This is a genomic window from Niastella yeongjuensis (assembly GCF_900110245.1).
GTDB lineage: Bacteria > Bacteroidota > Bacteroidia > Chitinophagales > Chitinophagaceae > Niastella > Niastella yeongjuensis.
The window spans coordinates 902,410-922,612 of sequence record NZ_FOCZ01000001.1 but is presented as its reverse complement, the minus strand read 5'-3'; the positions used below and the strand labels follow the sequence as shown (position 1 = coordinate 922,612).

20 protein-coding genes are annotated in these 20,203 nt (G+C 43.8%); 6 read left to right on the top strand and 14 right to left on the bottom strand.

Translation table 11 applies throughout. From position 1 onward, the window contains the following. Positions 1 to 55 precede the first annotated feature (55 nt). Positions 56 to 817, top strand: a complete 762-nt coding sequence (locus tag BMX95_RS04220; protein ID WP_107686017.1) for a DUF6089 family protein — start codon at positions 56 to 58, stop codon at positions 815 to 817. 21 nt (positions 818 to 838) lie between these two features. On the opposite strand, the gene BMX95_RS04215 is transcribed toward BMX95_RS04220, so the two are convergent. The 7 genes from BMX95_RS04215 to BMX95_RS04185 all read right to left on the bottom strand — a co-directional run bounded on the left by BMX95_RS04215 (position 839) and on the right by BMX95_RS04185 (position 7,642). After that, positions 839 to 1,648 carry a murein L,D-transpeptidase catalytic domain family protein gene (locus BMX95_RS04215; RefSeq protein WP_081198677.1) on the bottom strand — a complete coding sequence of 270 codons (810 nt, stop codon included), beginning with the start codon at positions 1,646 to 1,648 and terminating at the stop codon, positions 839 to 841. 147 nt (positions 1,649 to 1,795) lie between these two features. After that, positions 1,796 to 2,797: an MlaD family protein gene (locus tag BMX95_RS04210; protein WP_081198678.1), complete on the bottom strand. Its 1,002-nt coding sequence runs from the start codon at positions 2,795 to 2,797 to the stop codon at positions 1,796 to 1,798. A gap of 25 nt (positions 2,798 to 2,822) precedes the next feature. Then, positions 2,823 to 3,596 (bottom strand): ABC transporter ATP-binding protein, encoded by a 774-nt coding sequence (locus BMX95_RS04205; RefSeq protein ID WP_081198679.1) that lies wholly within the window; start codon positions 3,594 to 3,596, stop codon positions 2,823 to 2,825. Beyond that, the gene (locus tag BMX95_RS04200) at positions 3,596 to 4,411 is read right to left on the bottom strand and encodes an MlaE family ABC transporter permease (protein WP_242673050.1); all 816 of its coding nucleotides are present in this window, start codon (positions 4,409 to 4,411) and stop codon (positions 3,596 to 3,598) included. The genes BMX95_RS04205 and BMX95_RS04200 overlap by 1 nt, the downstream gene beginning before the upstream one ends. A gap of 70 nt (positions 4,412 to 4,481) precedes the next feature. Further along, the gene (locus BMX95_RS04195; protein WP_081198680.1) at positions 4,482 to 5,666 is read right to left on the bottom strand and encodes a S8 family serine peptidase; all 1,185 of its coding nucleotides are present in this window, start codon (positions 5,664 to 5,666) and stop codon (positions 4,482 to 4,484) included. 185 nt (positions 5,667 to 5,851) lie between these two features. Beyond that, positions 5,852 to 6,406 (bottom strand): NADPH-dependent FMN reductase, encoded by a 555-nt coding sequence (locus BMX95_RS04190; RefSeq protein ID WP_081198681.1) that lies wholly within the window; start codon positions 6,404 to 6,406, stop codon positions 5,852 to 5,854. Between the two features lie 15 nt (positions 6,407 to 6,421). Then, the gene (locus BMX95_RS04185; RefSeq protein WP_081198682.1) at positions 6,422 to 7,642 is read right to left on the bottom strand and encodes a DUF2264 domain-containing protein; all 1,221 of its coding nucleotides are present in this window, start codon (positions 7,640 to 7,642) and stop codon (positions 6,422 to 6,424) included. 265 nt (positions 7,643 to 7,907) lie between these two features. Here BMX95_RS04185 and BMX95_RS04180 point away from each other — a divergent pair, with 265 nt between their 5' ends. Beyond that, on the top strand, positions 7,908 to 8,318 hold the full coding sequence (locus BMX95_RS04180; protein ID WP_081198683.1) for a response regulator: 411 nt from the start codon (positions 7,908 to 7,910) through the stop codon (positions 8,316 to 8,318). A 4-nt stretch (positions 8,319 to 8,322) separates the two neighbouring features. Here BMX95_RS04180 and BMX95_RS04175 read toward each other — a convergent pair whose 3' ends face one another. Further along, entirely contained in the window at positions 8,323 to 10,929 is a 2,607-nt protein-coding gene (locus BMX95_RS04175) for a T9SS type B sorting domain-containing protein (protein ID WP_081198684.1), read from the bottom strand. Positions 10,930 to 11,223: 294 nt separating this feature from the next. Here BMX95_RS04175 and BMX95_RS04170 point away from each other — a divergent pair, with 294 nt between their 5' ends. Further along, positions 11,224 to 11,475, top strand: a complete 252-nt coding sequence (locus BMX95_RS04170; RefSeq protein ID WP_081198685.1) for a hypothetical protein — start codon at positions 11,224 to 11,226, stop codon at positions 11,473 to 11,475. 68 nt (positions 11,476 to 11,543) lie between these two features. Here BMX95_RS04170 and BMX95_RS34835 read toward each other — a convergent pair whose 3' ends face one another. From BMX95_RS34835 to BMX95_RS04160, 3 genes are all read right to left on the bottom strand, one after another. Next, the gene (locus BMX95_RS34835) at positions 11,544 to 11,720 is read right to left on the bottom strand and encodes a hypothetical protein (RefSeq protein WP_165758857.1); all 177 of its coding nucleotides are present in this window, start codon (positions 11,718 to 11,720) and stop codon (positions 11,544 to 11,546) included. Between the two features lie 232 nt (positions 11,721 to 11,952). Then, positions 11,953 to 12,426, bottom strand: coding sequence for an acyl-CoA thioesterase (locus BMX95_RS04165; protein WP_081198686.1), 474 nt, complete (start codon positions 12,424 to 12,426; stop codon positions 11,953 to 11,955). A 10-nt stretch (positions 12,427 to 12,436) separates the two neighbouring features. Beyond that, the gene (locus BMX95_RS04160) at positions 12,437 to 13,036 is read right to left on the bottom strand and encodes a TetR/AcrR family transcriptional regulator (protein ID WP_165758858.1); all 600 of its coding nucleotides are present in this window, start codon (positions 13,034 to 13,036) and stop codon (positions 12,437 to 12,439) included. Positions 13,037 to 13,344: 308 nt separating this feature from the next. Between BMX95_RS04160 and BMX95_RS04155 the strand changes: the two genes are divergently transcribed. The 3 genes from BMX95_RS04155 (at position 13,345) to BMX95_RS04145 (ending at position 16,897) form a co-directional block, all read left to right on the top strand. After that, positions 13,345 to 14,769 carry an MATE family efflux transporter gene (locus BMX95_RS04155; protein WP_081198688.1) on the top strand — a complete coding sequence of 475 codons (1,425 nt, stop codon included), beginning with the start codon at positions 13,345 to 13,347 and terminating at the stop codon, positions 14,767 to 14,769. Positions 14,770 to 14,871: 102 nt separating this feature from the next. Further along, on the top strand, positions 14,872 to 15,909 hold the full coding sequence (locus BMX95_RS04150; RefSeq protein ID WP_081198689.1) for an AI-2E family transporter: 1,038 nt from the start codon (positions 14,872 to 14,874) through the stop codon (positions 15,907 to 15,909). 199 nt (positions 15,910 to 16,108) lie between these two features. Beyond that, positions 16,109 to 16,897, top strand: coding sequence for a murein L,D-transpeptidase catalytic domain family protein (locus BMX95_RS04145; RefSeq protein ID WP_242673053.1), 789 nt, complete (start codon positions 16,109 to 16,111; stop codon positions 16,895 to 16,897). An 88-nt stretch (positions 16,898 to 16,985) separates the two neighbouring features. On the opposite strand, the gene BMX95_RS04140 is transcribed toward BMX95_RS04145, so the two are convergent. The 3 genes from BMX95_RS04140 to BMX95_RS04125 form a co-directional block, all read right to left on the bottom strand. Beyond that, positions 16,986 to 17,648: a hypothetical protein gene (locus BMX95_RS04140; protein WP_081198690.1), complete on the bottom strand. Its 663-nt coding sequence runs from the start codon at positions 17,646 to 17,648 to the stop codon at positions 16,986 to 16,988. 13 nt (positions 17,649 to 17,661) lie between these two features. Continuing rightward, positions 17,662 to 19,149 carry an RNA polymerase factor sigma-54 gene (gene rpoN / locus BMX95_RS04135; protein ID WP_081198691.1) on the bottom strand — a complete coding sequence of 496 codons (1,488 nt, stop codon included), beginning with the start codon at positions 19,147 to 19,149 and terminating at the stop codon, positions 17,662 to 17,664. Between the two features lie 476 nt (positions 19,150 to 19,625). Beyond that, positions 19,626 to 20,153, bottom strand: a complete 528-nt coding sequence (locus tag BMX95_RS04125) for a hypothetical protein (protein WP_081198693.1) — start codon at positions 20,151 to 20,153, stop codon at positions 19,626 to 19,628. Between the last annotated feature and the right edge of the window lie 50 nt (positions 20,154 to 20,203).

Here is a 20,203-nt window from a genome sequence, read left to right as displayed (position 1 = left end):
GTAAAACAAATTCATTTGTTCATGACCCTGTTTTACCCGACAAAACATCCAATACATGAAAGTGATTTCCCGAAAGTCAATTGTATTATCTCTTATTGTATGTAGTTTTTTTAGCAGTGCCAGGGCGCAGACGAACGTTACTATTCCGAAGCATGAAATTGGGTTTAGTCTGGGTATGTTTATTTACCAGGGCGATTTAACGCCCGAATCTGCCGGCGCCTTTAAAACACCCGGGTTTGCCTTTAATCTTTTTTACAACCGGCTGCTTTCCCGGTCTTTTTCATTGAGAACAAACCTTGCCCATGGTAAAATTTGGGCCGATGAAGCCAATTATGATAATCCTGAATGGCGCAAGCAACGCAGCTTCTGGTTCAACGCCCGGAATACTGAAATTTCAGAATTGCTGGTATGGAATATTTTAGGAAATAACTATGGAGAAAGAAAAATTGTATCCCCTTATGTATTTGGAGGTGTGGGCCTGGCTTCCTTACACATCAACCGCGGCTGGAACAATTTCAACTATGATTATTTTGCCAACGATTCAGCCGTATTGAACGGACTGGCCGCTGATAGCGTGCATTCCCTGCCGGGAACCATTGCTGTTATTCCCGTAGGAGTTGGCGTTCGATACTCTATTTCAAACAGTCTGTCCATCATGGCAGAGGCATCCTACCGCTTTACTTTCAACGATTACATCGACGGGTTTAGCCAGTCATCCAATCCCAATACAAACGATCATTACTCTAATTACTCCATTGGTTTAATATATACATTCGGAAAAAAGACTGATTATGATTGCCCGGTTATGCGCTATTGATTGTGGAGGATGTTCATATCATTACCCGGTTATTACAGGTTGCTGTGGCAACTCCGGTTGATTGATCATTTTGGAATGTGAAACATAAAACGAATCGGGGCTGTATAAAAACAAACAACTGCCATCTTTTATCGTATTGATAATGGCTTTGTGTAAAGACGGGGGCACTGCAGGGCAGCCTAAACTACGGCCCAGAATCCCTTTTGCTTTTATAATATTTTCGTTCACATAATCGGCTGCATGCATTACAATACTTCTGCTGTAGGCGTTATCATTAATGCCTGCTTCTTTTCCATCGAGCCGCAGGGAATAACCATGCTCGCCTGAATACGTAGTTCCTGTTACATAAAAGCCCAGGCTGCTTTTAAAGCTATTGGCATCATTCGAAAATTCTGTGGCCATCTCTTTGCCTGAATTTCTGCCATGAGACACAAAAGTATTGAACAGCAATTTGCCAGTTGTTACATCAATTACAAACAATCTCTTTTTGGTAGAAGGTAAACTGAAATCGACAATGGATAGAATATGGTCGTTCCTGATCGATCCATTCGAAACCAGGTCGTTATAGCCCTGCAGCGCATAATCAAATGCGGTTTGCGAAAGCCCCATACTGTCTAGTTTCATTTGACCATACAATGTATGGTATCTGCTAACTGCTTCACTGGCATGGGCATTCCCCATGGCTGAATCATTTAAAAGGGTAGCTGTATCGGCTTTTTTATTGTATAGGAAATCAGCTGCAGGCGCTGCATACATAAAACATACTACTATCAGTAGTAATAGCGGAATGAAGATTAAAGCTTTGAATCTGGGATAGTTGGATTTTGACATTCACTTGGTTTTTGATTAAAGCTACAGTATAAAAAATCAGCTTACCCTATACTAACATATAGTGGTGCAAGTGGTTTGCCAAAGGGGACCGTTAAATAAATTTTAACAGTTGTATGGATCGGTGTTGCTTGCCCTGAAATACAGTATTTATTGTTTGTTTTTCTCTGCTTCTTTGCGGGCTTTTTCCTCCTGTTTAGCCTTCTTTTTAAAATAACCGCGGAATAAAAAATTATGCTGGATGGCTTCCAGATCATCATCGAGTTTCTCGCTTCCTACACTCAGGTTTTGGATAATGATTTTCATTTGCTCGGCAGTTTGTTGATCATTCAATAACATACCGAGTGTATTGTCGTTTGTATGCAGCTGATCACTTACCGTTTTTAAATTGGCCGTAAAGGAATGGGCAGCATCGGCCGCATTATTTATTTGTTGTACGGCAGCTTGTAAATTGGCCATGATCATGGTATCGTGCACCAGCCCATTGGCTAGACTGCCTGGCTTGTCTAACTGTGCTGTATAAGCAGCAATGCGACTACTTAACAATTCACTGTTGTGTGCAGCCTGCTGCAAATTACTGGCGGTGCTTGCAAGGCTTTTGTATAAGGTAGCATCATTCAATAAGGCGCCTGCTGTGCCTTCGCCGTTGGCAAGCCGGTTGCTTACTGTTTTAAAGTTGGTAGTAATAGCAACCAGGTTCTCATTATTTTTCTGCAGGGTGGCCATCATGTCATCGGTGCTTAAGGTGTTTTCTACCTGCAGGTGTTCCCCACCTTCAATTGCCTCGGCCTTTGTGGATCCGCCATAAATAACGATCAGCTTATTGCCTATGAATCCTTCCGCGCCTACTTTGGCTTTGGCATCTTTACGAATGAATTCCTGTGCCTTTTTTTCAATTTGCATCGTTACCCGTATGCGGGAACTGCCATCAAAATCCACCGCCTTTACAGTGCCTACCTTAACACCCGAAAACCAAACATTGTCTCCTTTTTGTAACCCATTCACATTATCAAAAACGGCCTGTACCTTTATAGAAGGTACAAATGATTTTTTCTGGCCGCCCAATGTAAATATTCCAACCAAAAAGATCAGCAGGCCCACTGTTACAAACAGGCCAACTATTACTGCGCGTTTGTTTTTTCCTGTGCTCATCGGATAATATTTTTAGTGGTATAGATCAGGTTATGAAATTGTAATCGTAAAAACTTTTTAACCGTTCATCATCACTGGCAAACACTTCTTCAAATGTGCCTTCTTTTGCAAACCTGCCATCCAGCAATACCGCCAGGCGGTCGCCGGTTGCTTTGGCACAGGTAAGGTCATGTGTAATAATAATAGAACTGGTGTTAAACCGTTCCTGCACTTCATTGATGAGGTCATTAATTTCCATACTGGTAATAGGATCAAGACCAGCCGTTGGTTCATCGTACAACATAATAGCCGGTTGCATGATCAGGGTGCGTGCAATACCAATGCGTTTACGCTGACCGCCTGATAATTCTGCCGGCCACTGGTTGATGGTTTGGGATAACCCAACTGCTTCCAGTGCGTTTTCAACAGCCTGCGTTAGCTGTTCCCGGCTTAAATCTTTTGAATTGCGTAACAAGGGGAACTCCAGGTTTTCGCGTACCGTCATACTATCGTACAACGCACTGCTTTGGAAAGAAAAGCCAATGCGCAATCGCAGTTGTTCCAGCTCCTGGTAGCTGATCTTCGCCACATCCTGCTCCAGCACATTCACTGTACCGCTGTCGGGTTTCAATAAGCCGGCTATGATTTTTATCAACACCGATTTACCGGTTCCTGATCTGCCCAGCACCACTACATTCTCTCCCTGGTAAACATCGAGGTTAATGCCCCGCAACACATGATTTGTTCCAAACGATTTATACAAGTCGTGTATGGAAATAACCTTTTTTGTTCTGTCGATATGTTTGTTCTTCTTTTCCATCAGGGCATTCTGAACCAATTGATGATCTGTACTACAATTATTTCTTCAATAAATATCAGGAACATGGCCATTACCACGGAGGTATTGGCGGCACGGCCTACGCCCTGTGTGCCCTGGGTAGTGTTATAACCCTGGTAACAACCCACTATACCTATAGTAAATCCAAATATTATTGACTTTATAAACGAGGAGTAAATATCCAGGAAGCTAATGCTGTGAAAGCCGTTCTCGATAAAGGAAACAAAACTGGTTTGTTCGTTGCTGTGCACATTTACAAATGCGCCCATCATGGCTAACAATGCCATATACAACATCAATAACGGCACCATACAAGTGGTGGCCAGTACCCTGGTAACCACTAAAAATTTAAAGGGATTGGTGGCCGACACTTCCATTGCATCTATTTGCTCGGTTACTTTCATGGAGCCGAGCTCGGCGCCAATGTTTGAACCTACTTTACCAGCAGTGATCAAACCGGTTACCAATGGCGCCAGCGCCCGCACAATGGCAATAGTTACCAGTGACGGTAACCACGAGGTAGCGCCAAAATCCGATAAGGAAGGCCGGCTTTGTTTGGTGAATACGATGCCTGTGATGAAACCGGTCAGTGTTATAAGCGGTAAGCTTTTTACGCCTATTGAATAACTCTGCCTCACTATTTCCTTAAACTCATAGGGAGGCAAAAACAGGCTTTTAAAAAAGCGTGAGATAAACTGACCAAAAGTATATACATCGGTAAAGAATGCATCGATCTTTCCGGTAAAAACATATCTGCGCGGCTGTTTCTGTTTTAAACTCATGGATGCATCATCCATCGAAATTTAAAACCAGCATTCCTTGGGCAACTAATTCCCCAATATGCATACTAACCGGCCTAAGTATTAATTATTTATGGGCAATGGGATAGGCTATGCCGTCGGGGGCGTTTTTTGATGTTCCGGATGACTTTATGGCGCTTCCTTCCAGCAATAACAAACCGGCTACATGCGGTGTCGCCATGGATGTACCACTGATGATGGCGTACTTGCCATTTAAAAAAGTAGAAGTAATGCGTTCACCGGGTGCCGCAAAATCCACCACATCATTCCCGTAATTTGAAAAAGAAGAAAAATTATCAAGACTATCAACAGATGATATGGTATAAACATTTTTTGCATTCACGCGGCCTGGTGAAAACTGCGCAGCTGGTTTATGATCATTGCCCGCTGCAATAGCTATATATATTCCTTTAGACGCGGTGTTTTGAACGGCCTGGTCCAAAATAGCCGATACGGTATCTTCACCAAGGCTCATATTCACTACATCACCGGCTTTGGCATTGCCGTTTACATAAGTCAAAGCCTGAATGATGGACCCCAGTGTGCCTTTGCCATCTTTATCAAACACCCTCAGGGCTACCAGGTTGGCGCCTGATGCTACGCCCAATGTTCCAAAAGAGTTATTCTTGGCGCCAATAATACCGGCAACATGGGTACCATGCCCATTTTCATCGCGGGCAGAGGTTACGCCATTTATAAAACATTTACTGCGTGCTGAATCTGCATTCAGATCGGGGTGGGTAAAATCTATCCCGGAGTCAATGATCCATGCGGTTTTACCGGTTCCATCGCCATAACCCACCCGGTTTACGTTCCAGGTAATCGTTTTTGGTTCAACCACCTGAAAACAGGAACCATAGGCTACAATGCGGTCCGGTTCAATCTTACTGATGGTAGAATCCTGCCGTAAACGAAACAATTCAGGGCCCGATAACCGGGCAATAAAACCTCTGGCGCCACCGAAGAAATTTCCCCTCATGGCACTCACATTGATCTTGTTCCGTTGCAATAAACTATTGGTAAAAGATGAAACACCTGCGGTAGAAGTCAGATCTACCCCGGTTGATTCCCTATAAGCTACTATGTATTGATCAGGAATAATTTCTCCGCTGCCAACACTTTGTCCTACCACACAATTGTTGGTAGAAGCATTGTCATTTCCTGAATCGGAAGCATTAAAATCATTTTTTTTACACGCTGCAAATACAGTCAAACCTGTAGCTAGTGTAAAGAATATTTTTTTTATCTGCATTTTTGAAAGGACCTCCGGGTTGTATTAACGGTTTTTGAGATTATATGGCTGGGTGTTTATGATTACTTTAACCCCTTTTTAATTTTTTAAATATGGGTGTTCAAGGTCAAATAACGAGCCAATGCTCCGCAAAGTTCGTTTTTAATAAGGCCAGGCAAAGGCATGTTGATTTTTTTTAACATTTATCAAGTTTGCTCCATTTCTTCAGATGCTTTTTTATCAATGGTTTGGATGAGCGCCTGCAGGGTATTGAGAATGGCTTCTTTTGTAGCTGCATCCGACACCTCCCCTTTTTCGTTGAATTTTGTGCGAATAAATGGAATTAATAAGGCGCCTCCTGCAGGAATGTCGGCCGACAGGGCTGAAAAGATCTGTAACCAGGCGGCATGGGCCTTATCGCCGCTGGAGGCAGCCGTTATTAATGCTAACGGTTTATTAACCAGCTCGCTTGATTTAACTGTCCACTCAATGGCATTTTTCAAAGCACCCGGAACACCAAAGGCGTATTCGGGCGAACAGATCAATACACCATCCGCGTCCGACAGTTGCCGGCGCCATTCAGTTACGCTTTCCGATATTGTTGTACTGTCGTCAAATGCAGGCAATGTGGCCAACCCTTCATAAATCGATATCGCAACATTTGCCGGCGCCCATTTTTGTATTTCCTTTACCAGTAACGCATTGGTTGAAGTGGGTCGCAACCCTCCTGACACGGCTAAGATCTTTATTCTTCTATTCATATATGATATGGATTATTAATTTTCAATTGCATGATCAATTGGAATGGCTTCCCCCTGCCAGGCTTTTTTGGCGGTCCAGTCGGCATCGGCATTTTGCCAGAAGGCATCCGTAGCTGGCAGTCCCAACACCAAAAATACCTGGGAACACAAATACAGGCTACCGGTTGAAATATACGGTTCGCCCACTCCCGGCTGGTGACCAGCCAATCCTATGGTGAGCCAGCCTGCTGAATCAAAAGTATGGGGGGCTTCCAGCTGCCGTTTCACCACTTCATAGAAGGCGCAGCGTACCTGCTGCGGCAGCACATCATTGGGTAGTTGGTGCATCAGGGCAATCTTCGACAATAATTGAAAGGCACCAAACCGGTAAGCCAATGAGCGGCCAATGGGCGGATAAGTGCCCTCCGGGGAGATCATACGTTCCTGGATGGCAGCATAACGCCGGGCCCGGTTCAACTCCAGCTCATAGGTTTTATTCTCATTCTGGCCGCTGTTGATCAGTATTTGCAATACTTCCAGGAACATGGGCTGAATGACGAAACTGTTGTAATAGTCCCAATGAAACGTGGCTCCATCGCCATAAGCGCCGTCCCCTTTATACCATTGTAGATGTTGTGACACGGCATAGTCTACCCGCATTTTATCGCAACTGCCCTCAAATTGTAACAGGGCCGCTTCAATCATGGCACTGAAAAAAAGCCAGTTGCTATGGCCCGGCGTTATTACCCGCGACGATTTAAGAGCTTCCAGCAGATTTTTTCTTGTTTTAGCATCGAGGCGCCCCCATAACTGGTTGGGTGCCCGTAACAGGGCCTGCGACAAAAACGCCGCATCTACCAGCGCCTGGCCGCCTTTATTAAAATTCATATAATCAGGCGCCGCCGGATCGGTGGCATTGCGAATGCAGGTGATCGATAGATCGAGGTATTTCTTTCGTAATTTTCCTTCTGTGGTGCTATCGGGTCCCAGTTCCAGCCAGGGCGCCATACCTGCCAGTAAACGGCCAAATGCTTCGAGATAGGTAAAGTTTTGCCGGTCGCTGGTTTTGGCTTCCACCGGCATTTTCTTTTTTAGTTCATTTTTACTCAGTGCAGTCAAAAGCGGATCTGCTATCCGAACCATAGCATTTACAAAGTAATCGCGGTGCAGGGCACCATTTGAATTTACTTTTTGTGCATGCATCCATAGGGGTAACAACAATAACACAACAAACAGGTGCTTAGTAATTTTTTTCATCTGATTATAGTATCGTTGGTTTAGCCGGCAGCCATGCAATCGATTGCCGGCGGTATCGCAAGGCTGAAGTTACCTATTTCAGGAACATTTTTTTGTGATCAGGCAATTTCCGGCATCTGTTACAGGTACAAACAGGAGGCGTTGTGTATAAACACTATCACAAATATGTATTGGGAAAATCTAACTCTTTTTACCAGATTAAAATATTCTGTGTAAGGGGAATTACTCCCGAAAATTGGTAATTTTATCTATTATTACCCACTTCATGGATAAAACCAGAACCCTTTTCATAATTGATGATGATGAAGACGATCGGCTGTTCATTAATGAGGCCATGAAGGACTTGAATATCCCTTTTGAATGCTTTTATGCCAACAATGGTGAAGCGGCATTAAAACATTTAAAAGATGAAACGGTTCCATTCCCCGATTTTATTTTCCTTGATCTGAATATGCCAAAATTGAATGGCAAGGAATGTTTGATAGAAATCAAAAAGCTTTCCAGGTATTCAACCGTTCCACTGATTATCTATACTACCAGTTCCAATCAAAAAGACAAACAGGAAATAATGCAGTTAGGTGCGCATTATTTTTTAACCAAACCCACCCGCATCAGTGAGCTGTGCGTCTGCTTGAATAATGTTTTCTCTATGGACTGGAACCAGGTTGCCGGCTAATAACTCATCTTACCAAAACTATCGTTCCACGTTGCACATACGGTGCACCCAGGTAGTCAATAGCTTTTACCATCCACACATACGTGCCTGCGGGTTGTACTTTACCACCAATGGTTCCATCCCAGCCATGTTCGTTGGTAGAAGTCCTGAAAATCAGTTGGCCCCAGCGATTAAAGATCTCGAAATAGCCGATGCGGGCTATTCCTACCGCAATCGGACGCAACAGATCGTTCTTTCCATCGCCATTAGGTGTAAATGCATTGGGCACAAAAACTGTTGGCACAGTTTGAAATACTTTCACTTTTACGTACGCAGAATCAACACACCCGGCATCATTAAACACTAACACTTTATAGGTAATACCGGTTGAAGGCGCTGTATAGGTGGCAGTGGGATTGTCAATACCCGGGTTCGATAAACCGGTGGCCGGGACCCATTGATAGGCTTTACCGCCACTTGCCTGCAATTGTAGTAATTGATTTACCACCACCGCCGTATCGCGGCCTGCAAACGGATCTATATCGGGTAATACATTCACCACTACTGTATCATACCCTGGTTTGGGACAGCCCTTATTATCATAAGCCGAGAACACGTAAGCCGTTGTTGCTTTTGGTGAAGCAACCGGGTTCAATAGGTTGATATTGCTCAATGAGGCCGCCGGCAGCCAAACAAACCGAATAGCCTCTGTGCTGCCCATAAGCCAGGCTTTGGTATCAAAACAAATGGTAGTGTCTAAACCGGCATCCGCCATGGGATAAGGGACAGTAGTAACCAGTATCTGGTCTTTAGCCAGGCAACTACCGATGTTGGCTGTTACCGTATAATTTGTACTGGTCGTGGTTACCACATCCGGATTAGCTGCGGTTGCATTCAATACCTGGCCGGCTGGTGTCCAGCTATATTGCAAACCGTCTGATTGTATATGCAGGTGAATGGCATCGCCCTGGCAGATAGTAGTATCATTCATTGCCAGCAAGGTTACATGGTCTACTACCCGCACTTGTACCGAATCACTATTGAGACAACCATTGTCATTGAGTTGAACGCTATACGTTGTAGTGGTCACAGGATTCACCGTGGGTGTTGCCGTATTCCCATTTACCAGGGCAGTGCCCGGCGACCAGCTAAAAACACCATTACCAATTGCCCGCAATTGCAGTGCATCGGGGATGCAGATAAGCGTATCGCGAAAAGCCAGTGTCAAAGGCGGTTTATCAACTATGGAAATATTTTTAACCATTGTATCGCGGCAGCCCCTGGTATTGGTGGCTATCAGTCGTACCTCTTTAAAACCCATCGACTGAAAAGTATAAACAGGGGAAGGCTGCGAAGAGAAATCATTCCCGGTTCCATCACCAAAGTCCCATTCCCATGAATCCACATTGCCATAAACAGTAGCCGACGCATCGAGAAACTGCGTTGGCTTATTAAAGCAAATGCCATGCACGCTAAAATCGGGTTTAAAGCCAGGATATACATAGGCTAGCGAAATGGCTGAATCGGAACATTGCTGATTGCGATTGATCACCAGTTTTACAGTATAAACACCCGTATCGGGAAACGTATAACTGGTAACAGCATCGTTTGAGTTGAACAGGGAAACCCCTTTGCTATTGATCAGCTCCCAGGTAGTAGAGGTAATGAGCGGACTGGTACTCAAATTGGCGAGCGTTATGGTTTGCGAATTCTTGCAAAGCATGTAATCGGGCGGCATAGATGCCGACGCAATGGAGCAGGCCGTAATGCGTATTTGCAGGTCTTTTCGTTGCGTGGCAATTACAACGCCATTTCTGATTTCTTCCACCTGTACCGTTACCACATATGTGCCCTGCCCGGGCGCTATACCCGTTATCATGCCCGTGTTCGCATTGATCTTTACATTGCCGCCTAGTGGTGCTCCAGGCCCGTAATTGGCGCCATAAGGCACGGAAGAATAGGGTGGGGAAACCGGGGGAAAATTCACACCACCGCCACCTGATCCGCCGATATAGGCATTGGTAAATGAATAACGCAACTGGTCGTTATCATTATCTACCGCTGCGAAGTTGTAAGAGAAAGAATTATTGGCGCAGATCACCACCATATCATCCCCATTAAATTGAGCGCTGCTGTTCTGCGGCCCTGATGCCACCACGCCATTGCCTGGAATTTCACCTGTATAGGTTGCACCAATATTACCATAACCCGGTGTAAGATTACTTATGCCCTGCACCCGGTATACAACCTGTATTACAATAATGTACCCTTCTGCCACCGGCGGCAGGTTCACATTGAAATCATAAAAACCAATATCGTAACAAACAGATGGCGGATCGGTGATACAGGGACTGGCATTACTTAAGATCAGTCTGTCCTGGTGGGCCATTGGGATGGACATATCCATAATATGCGCACCGGTGCCCTTATTAAAAACACCAAAATAAGCCGGGTCTGGCAGCCGCCGGTTACTGTAACAATCCATAAATAATTTGGCGGTGACCAGATAGTTGTACATACCATTACTAATGCCGGTATAGGTATAATGCATTTCACCACCGGTGATGTGATCGGCACGGGCGGTCAGTAATTGCATAAGCAGCAGCAAGCAGCCAACAATCGACTTCTTCATGCTTTGGCAAAAAGTAATGAGAATGAAATAATGTAAGTGAACGATGGTTTTGTAAAAGAGATTCTACAGTCAGTACTCCTCTATCAATTTACGATTTTTTAGGTAGAATTTTCGCCACGATTTTACTGTAAAAATGGATCGTCCCTGTTTTTGTGAATAAAACAGGCAACTGAATACTTTAAAATAAATTACTAATTCCCAATCACTTGAATAATTCCAATTACTTTTTAACCCGATTTCCCACAATAATGGAAGGATTATTGTGCACCTTTGTAGTGCGTTAAACAGTTGATCATGGAAACAGATTTTTCAACAACCATTTTATGTACCGACGGGCTGAAACGGGAGTTTCATTTTGCCCGCATTAATTCTGTGGCCATTTACTTTCATATTTCTGTTGTCGATAGCAGTGGGCGGCTGATCACTGCAACCCTTGCACGTGATTCAGCAAATCACTGGAAACTACATGAACAGGAATTACCTCGCTGGTTTATTACTGCTGAACCTGAATTAGGCAATGAGGTGGAACATAAAGCGGGTAGATAAAACAAAAAAAGGAACCGGTAAACACCAGTTCCCTATACCTTTATGTTATGACTGAAAGAAGTTTTTAATTAACCCAATACCACTTTCTTCGTCTGCAATACATAGATCCACAACGCAGCAGATAAATAACTGGTCAGAACCAACAGTGCAGAGAAAGCATAATGTCCATGTTTAAATAATACAAGGCTTACTAAACTGGCAATTACTATCAGAATAATGGTAGTGAGGGTAAAAAACGTTTTCATATAAAATGCTTTTAAGGTGAATATTTTTGTTACTTGTTATTAGCGTGTTGCTTTGTATAATAGAAGGCGCCAAAGGCTGGAAGTTTATTAAAGAAATGCTAAGAAGAAAGGCGTATTTGTATGGGATAAACGGGAGCCTGCAGGTATTAGTAATTCCTTAACAGACAGGGTTTAAACTAAAAAACGCCTGACGCAATAGATACGTCAGGCGTTTTTAGTCAAGTATTTCGCTTTATTGAACGGGATTCCTCAATGTTTTTATTCTTTCCTGTAAACCTGCATGGATATCCACATCAGCTACTTTCATGGTGGCGGCAAACTCCATAAAGAAGGCTGGGTGGTCTTTTCTACGGCCTGTTTTTATATCTACGCTGGTGAAGTTAGTCCACATAATAGCTTTCAGGTTTTCCTGCTTTTCATCAAACATCAACAATTCAACCAGTACATGCGATTCTCCTAACTCAATCAACCGCGATTCAATACAAACGATCTCGTTATAAAATACCGGGCGCAGGTACCGGATATTATGGCTATGGGTAACCCAGGCCAATCCCTGTTTATGATATTCAGACAACGTAATGTTGAAAAATTGTTTCAGGTGATCTTCGCGCGCGTTCAACATATAATCGATGTACCGGGCATTGTTCAAATGCCCCAGCGGATCGCAATCACTAAAGCGTACTGTATAAGATGTTATCAGTTGCATATATACTTTTTTATGGATGGTTCTTATATTCTGTTTCCATGCGATGCCTGAGGCTTTCCAGTAACCTGTTCAGCACCGTTACATCATCGAGCACTTTGGCCATCATGATTCCGCCTTCTATTTGGGCAAAGATCAATTCAGCTTCTTTCTTTACATTCAAATCGGTTCTGAACGAGCCTTCCTGTATGCCCTTTTTTAATATATGCTGCAGCGATCCCAACATTTCCTGCAATGCCAGCCGGGCTTTCTTTTTTAAAAAGGGATAAGCATCATCGGCATCAACGGCCGTATTCAACAACGGGCAACCACCTTCAATTGATGGTGTAACGGTGTAGTTCTTATAATACTGTAAAATGGTTTGCAGTTTTTCAACGCCTGTCTTTTTCGACTTAATCTTTTGGCCAATATCTTCCTTTAACTGATTATAGGAGTATTCAAATGCGAGGGCGGCAATTTCATCCTTGCTTTCAAAATTGCCATATAAACCACCTTTTGCCAAACCCGTTGCCTTCATGATATCGCTCATACTGGTACCTGCATATCCCTTTTTATTGAATAGGGGAGCGGCCCTGGCAATGATGAACTCTTTTGTTTTTTCTGCTTTTGTCACCTCACAAAAATAAACCGATCGGTCTAATTTAAAAATTAAAATATGCCCGCGCCCTTCAGTCCCGGAAAATCCGGTTTCATCGGTTATTATTTGTATCATGGCATCTTGCCGGCAAAAAAAGTTTTGGTTGTTAAAGCCATTCTCTACCTTTGCTTCCTCTTCAATTTTTAGAATTATGAAATTTTAAGACTCATCTCACTACAGCACCAGGTGTGTTCGTCGAATATGCCGTGATCCCCCTTGCCTTTTAATTGCGCTTTGCAGCGCTGGTGTTTCATTTATTGTATTACTTGTTAAACAGCATTTGTATGTCGGACCACACACCCAACATAGTTACTATGCGTATCAAATCTTTTTTCTCTTTATTTAAGCTGGCATTATCGGGCCAGGAACAGGATTACACGCAGGGTAGTATTCGCCGTGCCGTTTTTTTACTGGCCGTGCCCATGATACTTGAAATGTGTATGGAGTCGGTTTTTGCGGTGGTGGATATTTACTTTGTAGGTCATCTTGGCAAAAACGAAGCAGTGTCAACAGTGGTGCTTACCGAATCGGTGCTTACCATTGTTTATTCACTGGCTATCGGTTTAAGTATGGCCGCTACTGCCATGGTAGCGCGTCGCATTGGTGAAAAGAATCCCGAAGCTGCATCAAAAGCCGGGATGCAATCGCTGATCATTGCATTCATCTTAACTGTTATTATCAGTACTACCGGTTTAATTTTTGCGCCGGAAATTCTGAAAGCAATGGGTGCTTCTGCCGAAACCATTCATATAGGCACAAATTATACCCGCATCATTTATGGTGGCAGCGTGGTAATTATGTTGCTGTTCCTGATCAATGGTATCTTCCGGGGAGCCGGTGATGCATCCATGGCTATGCGCTCGTTATGGATCGCCAATTTCTGTAATATCATCTTATGCCCGGTACTGATTTACGGGTTGGGGCCTATACCTGCTTTTGGAATTACCGGCGCAGCTATTGCCACTACCATTGGCCGCGGTATTGGGGTTCTTTATCAGCTCTATCATTTATTCAGCGGTAAAAGATCGATCAAGGTAAGAAAGCAGGATTTTAAGCCCGACTGGCCCATCATTAAATCTATTTCAAATATTGCCTGGACGGGTACTGCACAATTCCTGATCGCTTCTGCCAGTTGGATGGTACTGGCCCGTATTATGGCTGAATTCGGTGATACGGCGGTTGCCGGTTATGGCGTTGCCATAAGACTGATCATGTTCTTCTTATTGCCCGCCTGGGGTATGAGCAATGCCGCAGCCACCCTGGTTGGTCAAAACCTGGGCGCACAGCAACCGCAAAGAGCCGAACAATCAGTATGGCGTACCGCCAAATACAATACCATCTTCATGATCTTTGTTACGCTGATATTTTTGTTATTTGCCCAACCAATAGTGGCATTCATGAACAAGGATGTTACGGTTGAATCTTATGCAGTAATGGCCTTACGCATCGTAAGCCTGGGTTATATCTTTTATGGTGTAGGCATGGTAGTTACCAATGCCTTTAATGGCGCCGGGGATACCCGTACCCCCACGCTGATCAATATATTTGGTTTCTGGATGTTCCAGGTGCCGCTGGCTTTTTTGCTGGCTATGGTGTTTAAGCTGGGCCCCAAGGGCGTATTTATCGCTATTGTGCTGGCTGAAACCGGTATTACTATTGCCGGTATCATCCTCTTCAAAAAAGGTAAATGGAAGAAAGTTAAGATATAACAGCTTTCTGGTTAAAAAGGGCTGACGGTACCGTCAGCCCTTTTTCATTTTTGGCGGAATAGCTTTTGCAATTACTGGTTAATTCCTTAAGTTACAACCAGCATGAAGCAACAAATACCTAACAATGCCATCAGGCAGGTCCTTATTTTAGCTACTATTATTATTCTCGGTCTGGTTTTATTTAACCAGTTAAAAAGCCTGATACCTGCTTTTCTGGGAGCCTATACCTTATATGTTCTGCTGCGTAAATGGATGTTTGTTTTACAAGGCCAGTATAAATGGAAAAAAAGCCTGGCGGCCACCCTGCTTATGCTGTTGTCTTTCCTGGTTATTCTGCTGCCTATTTTCCTGGTGGTAAATATGCTTAGTTCAAAAGTTGCCTTTGCCATGCAACATTCGCAGGATGTGCTGGAGAGCCTGAAAACATATATAGGAAAGCTGGAAGGCCAGTATAAAATAAACATCCTCACCGATACCAATCTGCAGAAAATAACCGCCTGGACCGGAGAAACAGTACCCAAGATCCTTGGCGGCGCTTTCGATACACTCACCAGCATAGTGATCATGTATTTTATTTTATACTTCATGTTGGTGGAAGGACGCAAAATGGAATCTAACTTTTACGACTGGGTACCCGTGAAAGACGAGAACACGCTGTTATTGCGCAGAGAGCTTAACACCATGGTATATTCGAATGCCATCGGGATTCCCCTCATCGCCATTCTGCAGGGTGTTGTAGGACTGATCGGTTATCTCATTCTGGGTGTTAATGAACCCTGGTTCTGGTTTGTGATCACCTGTATCACCAGTATGCTCCCTATATTAGGCGCGGCTATTGCCTATGTACCAGTAGGACTGTTATTTTTTGCCGGCGGTCACACAACCAAAGGCGTCATTATGCTTTTATATGGATTTGGCGTTATAGGCACGGTCGATAACCTGTTTCGGTTTGTAATACTGAAACGCATTGGTGATGTGCATCCCCTGATCACCGGTTTCGGAGTTATTATCGGGGTAGGCCTTTTCGGGTTTATCGGGCTTATATTCGGTCCTATTTTAATATCACTTTTCCTCGTCCTCATCAAAATTTACGCGAACGAGTTCAACATTGAAAGAAGGGACCATGCCGGTCCTCAATGATTTGTCGTCCAGATACTTGCTTACCACTACGTAGTTTTACTTAGTACACAATAGGCCTATTTGCATACCACCGGAAATATTTCGGAAAACACGGCATTTTAGGCTAAAATGACGAAAATAAATTTCGAAAACCTTCGTTAAAGGGCGTAAATCTTGAGAAAAAAATAGTCGTTAATCGTTTTAGAAGTTCAAAATTCCTATGAAGCGGACATATAAGAAAATGTCATTGGGTGTGTTGGTGTGCTTTTTAGCAGTATCACCAGTAGTGAAATCAGGAGCAGCAGAAGCCGAAATCGTGAAGGAGGAGCCAGTAACGGTAAAATCAACCAATCCCGTCCCGGTTTTTAAATCGGTGAAGGTGCTTGCAAAAACGGCAGCCCAAAAGCTGGCGGAAGAAGCAATAGGGCTGTATACGCAAATGGAACTGGGAAAATATGGTCTTTCGGTGTCAGCTTTTGAATATGCGTTAAAAGGATATAAATACCTGGTGGAAAAAGGACAAGTCGTGAAGAATGAAGTGCTTTCTATCTGCGACTTCAGCCAGTCGTCGCGCAGAAAGAGATTCTATGTAATTGACATGGCCGAAAAGAAAGTGCTGATCAACACCTTTGTAGCCCATGGCCGTAATTCTGGTGGTGAGTTTGCCCAGTCGTTCTCCAATAGCCCCGAGTCGCACAAAAGCAGCCTGGGTTTTTATGTTACCAGCAATACTTATTATGGTAGCCACGGCCTGTCTTTAAAAATTGAAGGACTGGAAAAAAATATCAACGACAAAGCCGACAAACGGAACATCGTGATTCACGGTTCTTACTATGTAGGTGAAGATTATTTAAGCCGCGCCGCTATGAATGGCCGCAGTTACGGTTGCCCTGCGCTTCCTGCAGATGAAACCGATAAAGTAATTGAAACAATCAAGGATGGTACCTGCTTATTCATTTATCATCCTACTAAAAGTTACATCCAGAAGTCTAAAGTATTGAACGGATAATAAGAACCCTTTACAATGGGTTTGAAACAAAAAAGAATCCCGACGGTAACCGTCGGGATTCTTTTTTGCCCTAAGTGGAATCGAAGGGTTATTGTAACCATACGGCGAGTAACTGGCAAAAGGCGCCACCTACAAGCCCCATGTAAATCTCTTTTTGGGTGTGATCTGAAACTATAAGACGGGAGGTACAAACTATTCCGGTAATCAATATAGCGATAGAGAAATAAACGCCTGTAACATCCTGCTGGTTAAATGCCTGTAACAAAAAGAAGGTCGCCAATCCGCCTACACCAATAGCATGCATGCTCACTTTTGCGATAATATTCAAAAACCAGGCGGCACAAACTCCTAGAAAAGAACCCAGCAGAAAATCAAGAAATGCCTGTGGGTTATCCTTCTGATTATGGAAAACGTACCAGGCCCAGAAGTAAAAGATCATGGCAGCGGCATAAGGAATGATCCTTTCTTTCTGCGTGCGCAACTGCATGGATTGTATCAGCTTCAACCGCCACATTAAAAACACGGCGAACCCCGGAATGAGGGCCGTATTAAAGAAAACGGAAATAAGCCGGAAGAACTTGTATTTATAATTTATTCCTGCAAACGAATAGGGATCAACATATAACAAATACGCGGTTACATACGCCGGAATAAACAACGGATGAAAAACATAGGAAAACAAATGCGCCAATACCCTGATGGGTGCTGGTTGTTGGGGGCGAGGTACAGCAGTAACCGGTGTTGTTGACATAAAAAGTTTGCTATTACAGTTCTTTCCGTAACCGGGCCACGGGAATGTTCAATTGTTCGCGGTACTTGGCAACGGTTCGGCGTGCAATATTATAACCTTTTTCCTGCAATAGCTCAGTGAGTTTTTCGTCGCTCAATGGTTTCTTTTTGCTTTCTCCTTCTATCAGGTCGCTGAGAATCTTTTTTACCTCCCGGGTAGATACCTCTTCCCCACTGTCGGTACTGAGCGATTCACTAAAGAAGAATTTTAACCGGTAGGTACCAAACTCAGTTTGTACAAATTTGCTGTTGGCCACCCGGCTTACGGTAGAAATATCGAGTCCGGTGCGTTCGGCAATATCTTTCAGGATCATGGGCTTCATGGTAGTTTCATCGCCGGTGAGGAAAAACTCCCGTTGATAGGTCATGATGGTTTCCATAACGCTGCTCAGCGTATGCTGGCGTTGTTTAATGGCATCGATGAACCACTTGGCTGCATCTATCTTTTGTTTTATGAATAATACCGCTTCTTTTTGCCGCTTGTCTTTCTTACTGCCTTTATCGTATTCCCGCAGCATATCCCGATAACCTTCGCTGATGCGCAGATCAGGAGCGTTTTTGGAGTTTAAGGTAAGCTCCAGCTTGCCGCCGTTGTTAAATACAAAGAAGTCGGGCACTACATAGCTTTCAGCCTTGTTGATGTCGCCATGGTTACCACCGGGTTTCGGCGTAAGCTTAATGATCTGACCAATCACATCCTTCAATCCCTCATCATCGAGGTTCAACCCACGCTGAATTTTATCGTAGTGCTTTTTGGTAAATTCATCAAAGTAATCGGTGAGCACGTCGATGGCTTTATCTACGTTTTTGCCTTCGCGTTGCTGACGGGCCAGTTGCAACAACAAACATTCCTGCAGGTCACGGGCGCATACTCCCGGCGGATCAAACTGTTGTATCATTTTGATCACCTTTTCCACTTCCTGCTCGTTGGTTTCAATATTCTGGCGGAACGCGAGGTCATCCACAATGGCCGCCGTTTCGCGGCGCAGGTAACCATCATCGTCTATACTGCCTACGATTTGTTCTGCGATCTTGCGTTCATTGTCGCTCATCTTCATCATGCCCAGCTGCCCCAGCAGGTGTTCATGAAAAGACGTTTCTATTCTATATGGAACAACTTTTTTGTCATCCATTTCGGGATAATTATCATCCCGCAACTTATAATCAGCTATTTCTCCGTCTTCGTCGCCTACGTATTCGCTAATGTCGATATTGTCGTATTCATCCTCACTGCCATCCACATCAAAATCCTCTTCATCGCTGCTGTCGAATTCATCCTTAGTCTCATTATCGTACTCGTCATGATTTTCTTCAGACACTTCCAAAGCGGGATTTTCTTCCAGCTCTTCTTTGATCCGTTCTTCCAAATTAGCCGTAGGCACCTGCAGCAGTTTCATCAGCTGAATTTGCTGGGGAGAAAGTTTTTGTAATAGCTTTTGCTGTAAACTTTGACTCAATGCCATGTGCGTCAATATTTTATTTCGATTAGTCGCCTGAAAATTTAACAAAAATTCGCGGCAACCACAAAAATCAGGCCGTAAATTTACAGACAAATGTAATCAACGTTGTGAAACGATTTTATAAAATTATTGTCTTTGCGGCTTTTTGTTTGCGGGCAGGAACAACTTCGGCTCAAAATCAGGTAAATATAACATTGGATAGGGTGTTATTTTCTTCCACAAGAGTGGCGCCGGTTTCTATGTATAAATTGCCGAAAAAGTTACCAACAATTGGTTTTCATGTGCTAAACCGCCCCAGCATGACCGTTCCGCCTGTATTTCAGCCACCCACGGCTGTTAATACAATAAGTAACAATTGTTACACCCAACAGTTTGGCTTCTTTTGCAAAAAGGAATTGCAATTCGAGAAAACCACAAAGGTTCCTTTGCGGTTCAGGCTGGGCTCTCTGGAATATGTGAATAGATTGGAGGGAAAGTAACTACCTCCGAACGATCTTATTGATCACCGTAGCATCGTTCTGAAATTTCTGTAAGGTAGTCAGTGCCTCTGTAGGCGTATTTCCCTGAAAGTATTTCTGCAACCATAACTTCGAGCTGTCTGGTTCGCGCATGGCCCGGTACTGGTCCTTTTCGGTATAGCTGGTGGCAAACACGGCCCCCGCCTCATACATTCTGCGCAGGGTCAAATACAAGGTATCTCCCTGGGTACTGTTAATAACCAGGCTATCGACCATCGCCTTTTTATTGCCGGCTATTTCGGCCCTCGTAAGCGCCATTTGGGTTTTCATGATCCAGGAAGTAGCATCGAGGAAAATTATCGAGAGGTCGTTATTCAAATAGTGGGTCTTTCTGAGGCTGTCTACGCGGTCCTGCACTTTGCGGGCAGAATCACTCACATTGTCGGGCCCGGCAGTAGTGGTATCCTGACTTTTACAACTGGCCAAAATTAATAATGCACCCAGGCCAAGGATAAGGCCTGTTTTTATAGCGATAGCGGTTCTTTTCATTTTCTAATTACGCCGGGTTTGTAAAGTTTAGAAGGTGATCGCTGTATGGC

What these genes read in the sequence shown, in the direction of transcription:
- BMX95_RS04210 (WP_081198678.1), bottom strand. Translation starts at nt 2,797, where the DNA reads ATGAGCACAGGAAAAAACAAACGCGCAGTAATAGTTGGCCTGTTTGTA.
- BMX95_RS04195 (WP_081198680.1), bottom strand. Translation starts at nt 5,666, where the DNA reads ATGCAGATAAAAAAAATATTCTTTACACTAGCTACAGGTTTGACTGTA.
- BMX95_RS04165 (WP_081198686.1), bottom strand. Translation starts at nt 12,426, where the DNA reads ATGCAACTGATAACATCTTATACAGTACGCTTTAGTGATTGCGATCCG.
- BMX95_RS04200 (WP_242673050.1), bottom strand. Translation starts at nt 4,411, where the DNA reads ATGGATGATGCATCCATGAGTTTAAAACAGAAACAGCCGCGCAGATAT.
- BMX95_RS04145 (WP_242673053.1), top strand. Translation starts at nt 16,109, where the DNA reads ATGAAGCGGACATATAAGAAAATGTCATTGGGTGTGTTGGTGTGCTTT.
- rpoN (WP_081198691.1), bottom strand. Translation starts at nt 19,149, where the DNA reads ATGGCATTGAGTCAAAGTTTACAGCAAAAGCTATTACAAAAACTTTCT.
- BMX95_RS04215 (WP_081198677.1), bottom strand. Translation starts at nt 1,648, where the DNA reads ATGTCAAAATCCAACTATCCCAGATTCAAAGCTTTAATCTTCATTCCG.
- BMX95_RS04140 (WP_081198690.1), bottom strand. Translation starts at nt 17,648, where the DNA reads ATGTCAACAACACCGGTTACTGCTGTACCTCGCCCCCAACAACCAGCA.
- BMX95_RS04155 (WP_081198688.1), top strand. Translation starts at nt 13,345, where the DNA reads ATGTCGGACCACACACCCAACATAGTTACTATGCGTATCAAATCTTTT.
- BMX95_RS04220 (WP_107686017.1), top strand. Translation starts at nt 56, where the DNA reads ATGAAAGTGATTTCCCGAAAGTCAATTGTATTATCTCTTATTGTATGT.
- BMX95_RS04180 (WP_081198683.1), top strand. Translation starts at nt 7,908, where the DNA reads ATGGATAAAACCAGAACCCTTTTCATAATTGATGATGATGAAGACGAT.
- BMX95_RS04170 (WP_081198685.1), top strand. Translation starts at nt 11,224, where the DNA reads ATGGAAACAGATTTTTCAACAACCATTTTATGTACCGACGGGCTGAAA.
- BMX95_RS34835 (WP_165758857.1), bottom strand. Translation starts at nt 11,720, where the DNA reads ATGAAAACGTTTTTTACCCTCACTACCATTATTCTGATAGTAATTGCC.
- BMX95_RS04150 (WP_081198689.1), top strand. Translation starts at nt 14,872, where the DNA reads ATGAAGCAACAAATACCTAACAATGCCATCAGGCAGGTCCTTATTTTA.
- BMX95_RS04175 (WP_081198684.1), bottom strand. Translation starts at nt 10,929, where the DNA reads ATGAAGAAGTCGATTGTTGGCTGCTTGCTGCTGCTTATGCAATTACTG.
- BMX95_RS04205 (WP_081198679.1), bottom strand. Translation starts at nt 3,596, where the DNA reads ATGGAAAAGAAGAACAAACATATCGACAGAACAAAAAAGGTTATTTCC.
- BMX95_RS04125 (WP_081198693.1), bottom strand. Translation starts at nt 20,153, where the DNA reads ATGAAAAGAACCGCTATCGCTATAAAAACAGGCCTTATCCTTGGCCTG.
- BMX95_RS04185 (WP_081198682.1), bottom strand. Translation starts at nt 7,642, where the DNA reads ATGAAAAAAATTACTAAGCACCTGTTTGTTGTGTTATTGTTGTTACCC.
- BMX95_RS04190 (WP_081198681.1), bottom strand. Translation starts at nt 6,406, where the DNA reads ATGAATAGAAGAATAAAGATCTTAGCCGTGTCAGGAGGGTTGCGACCC.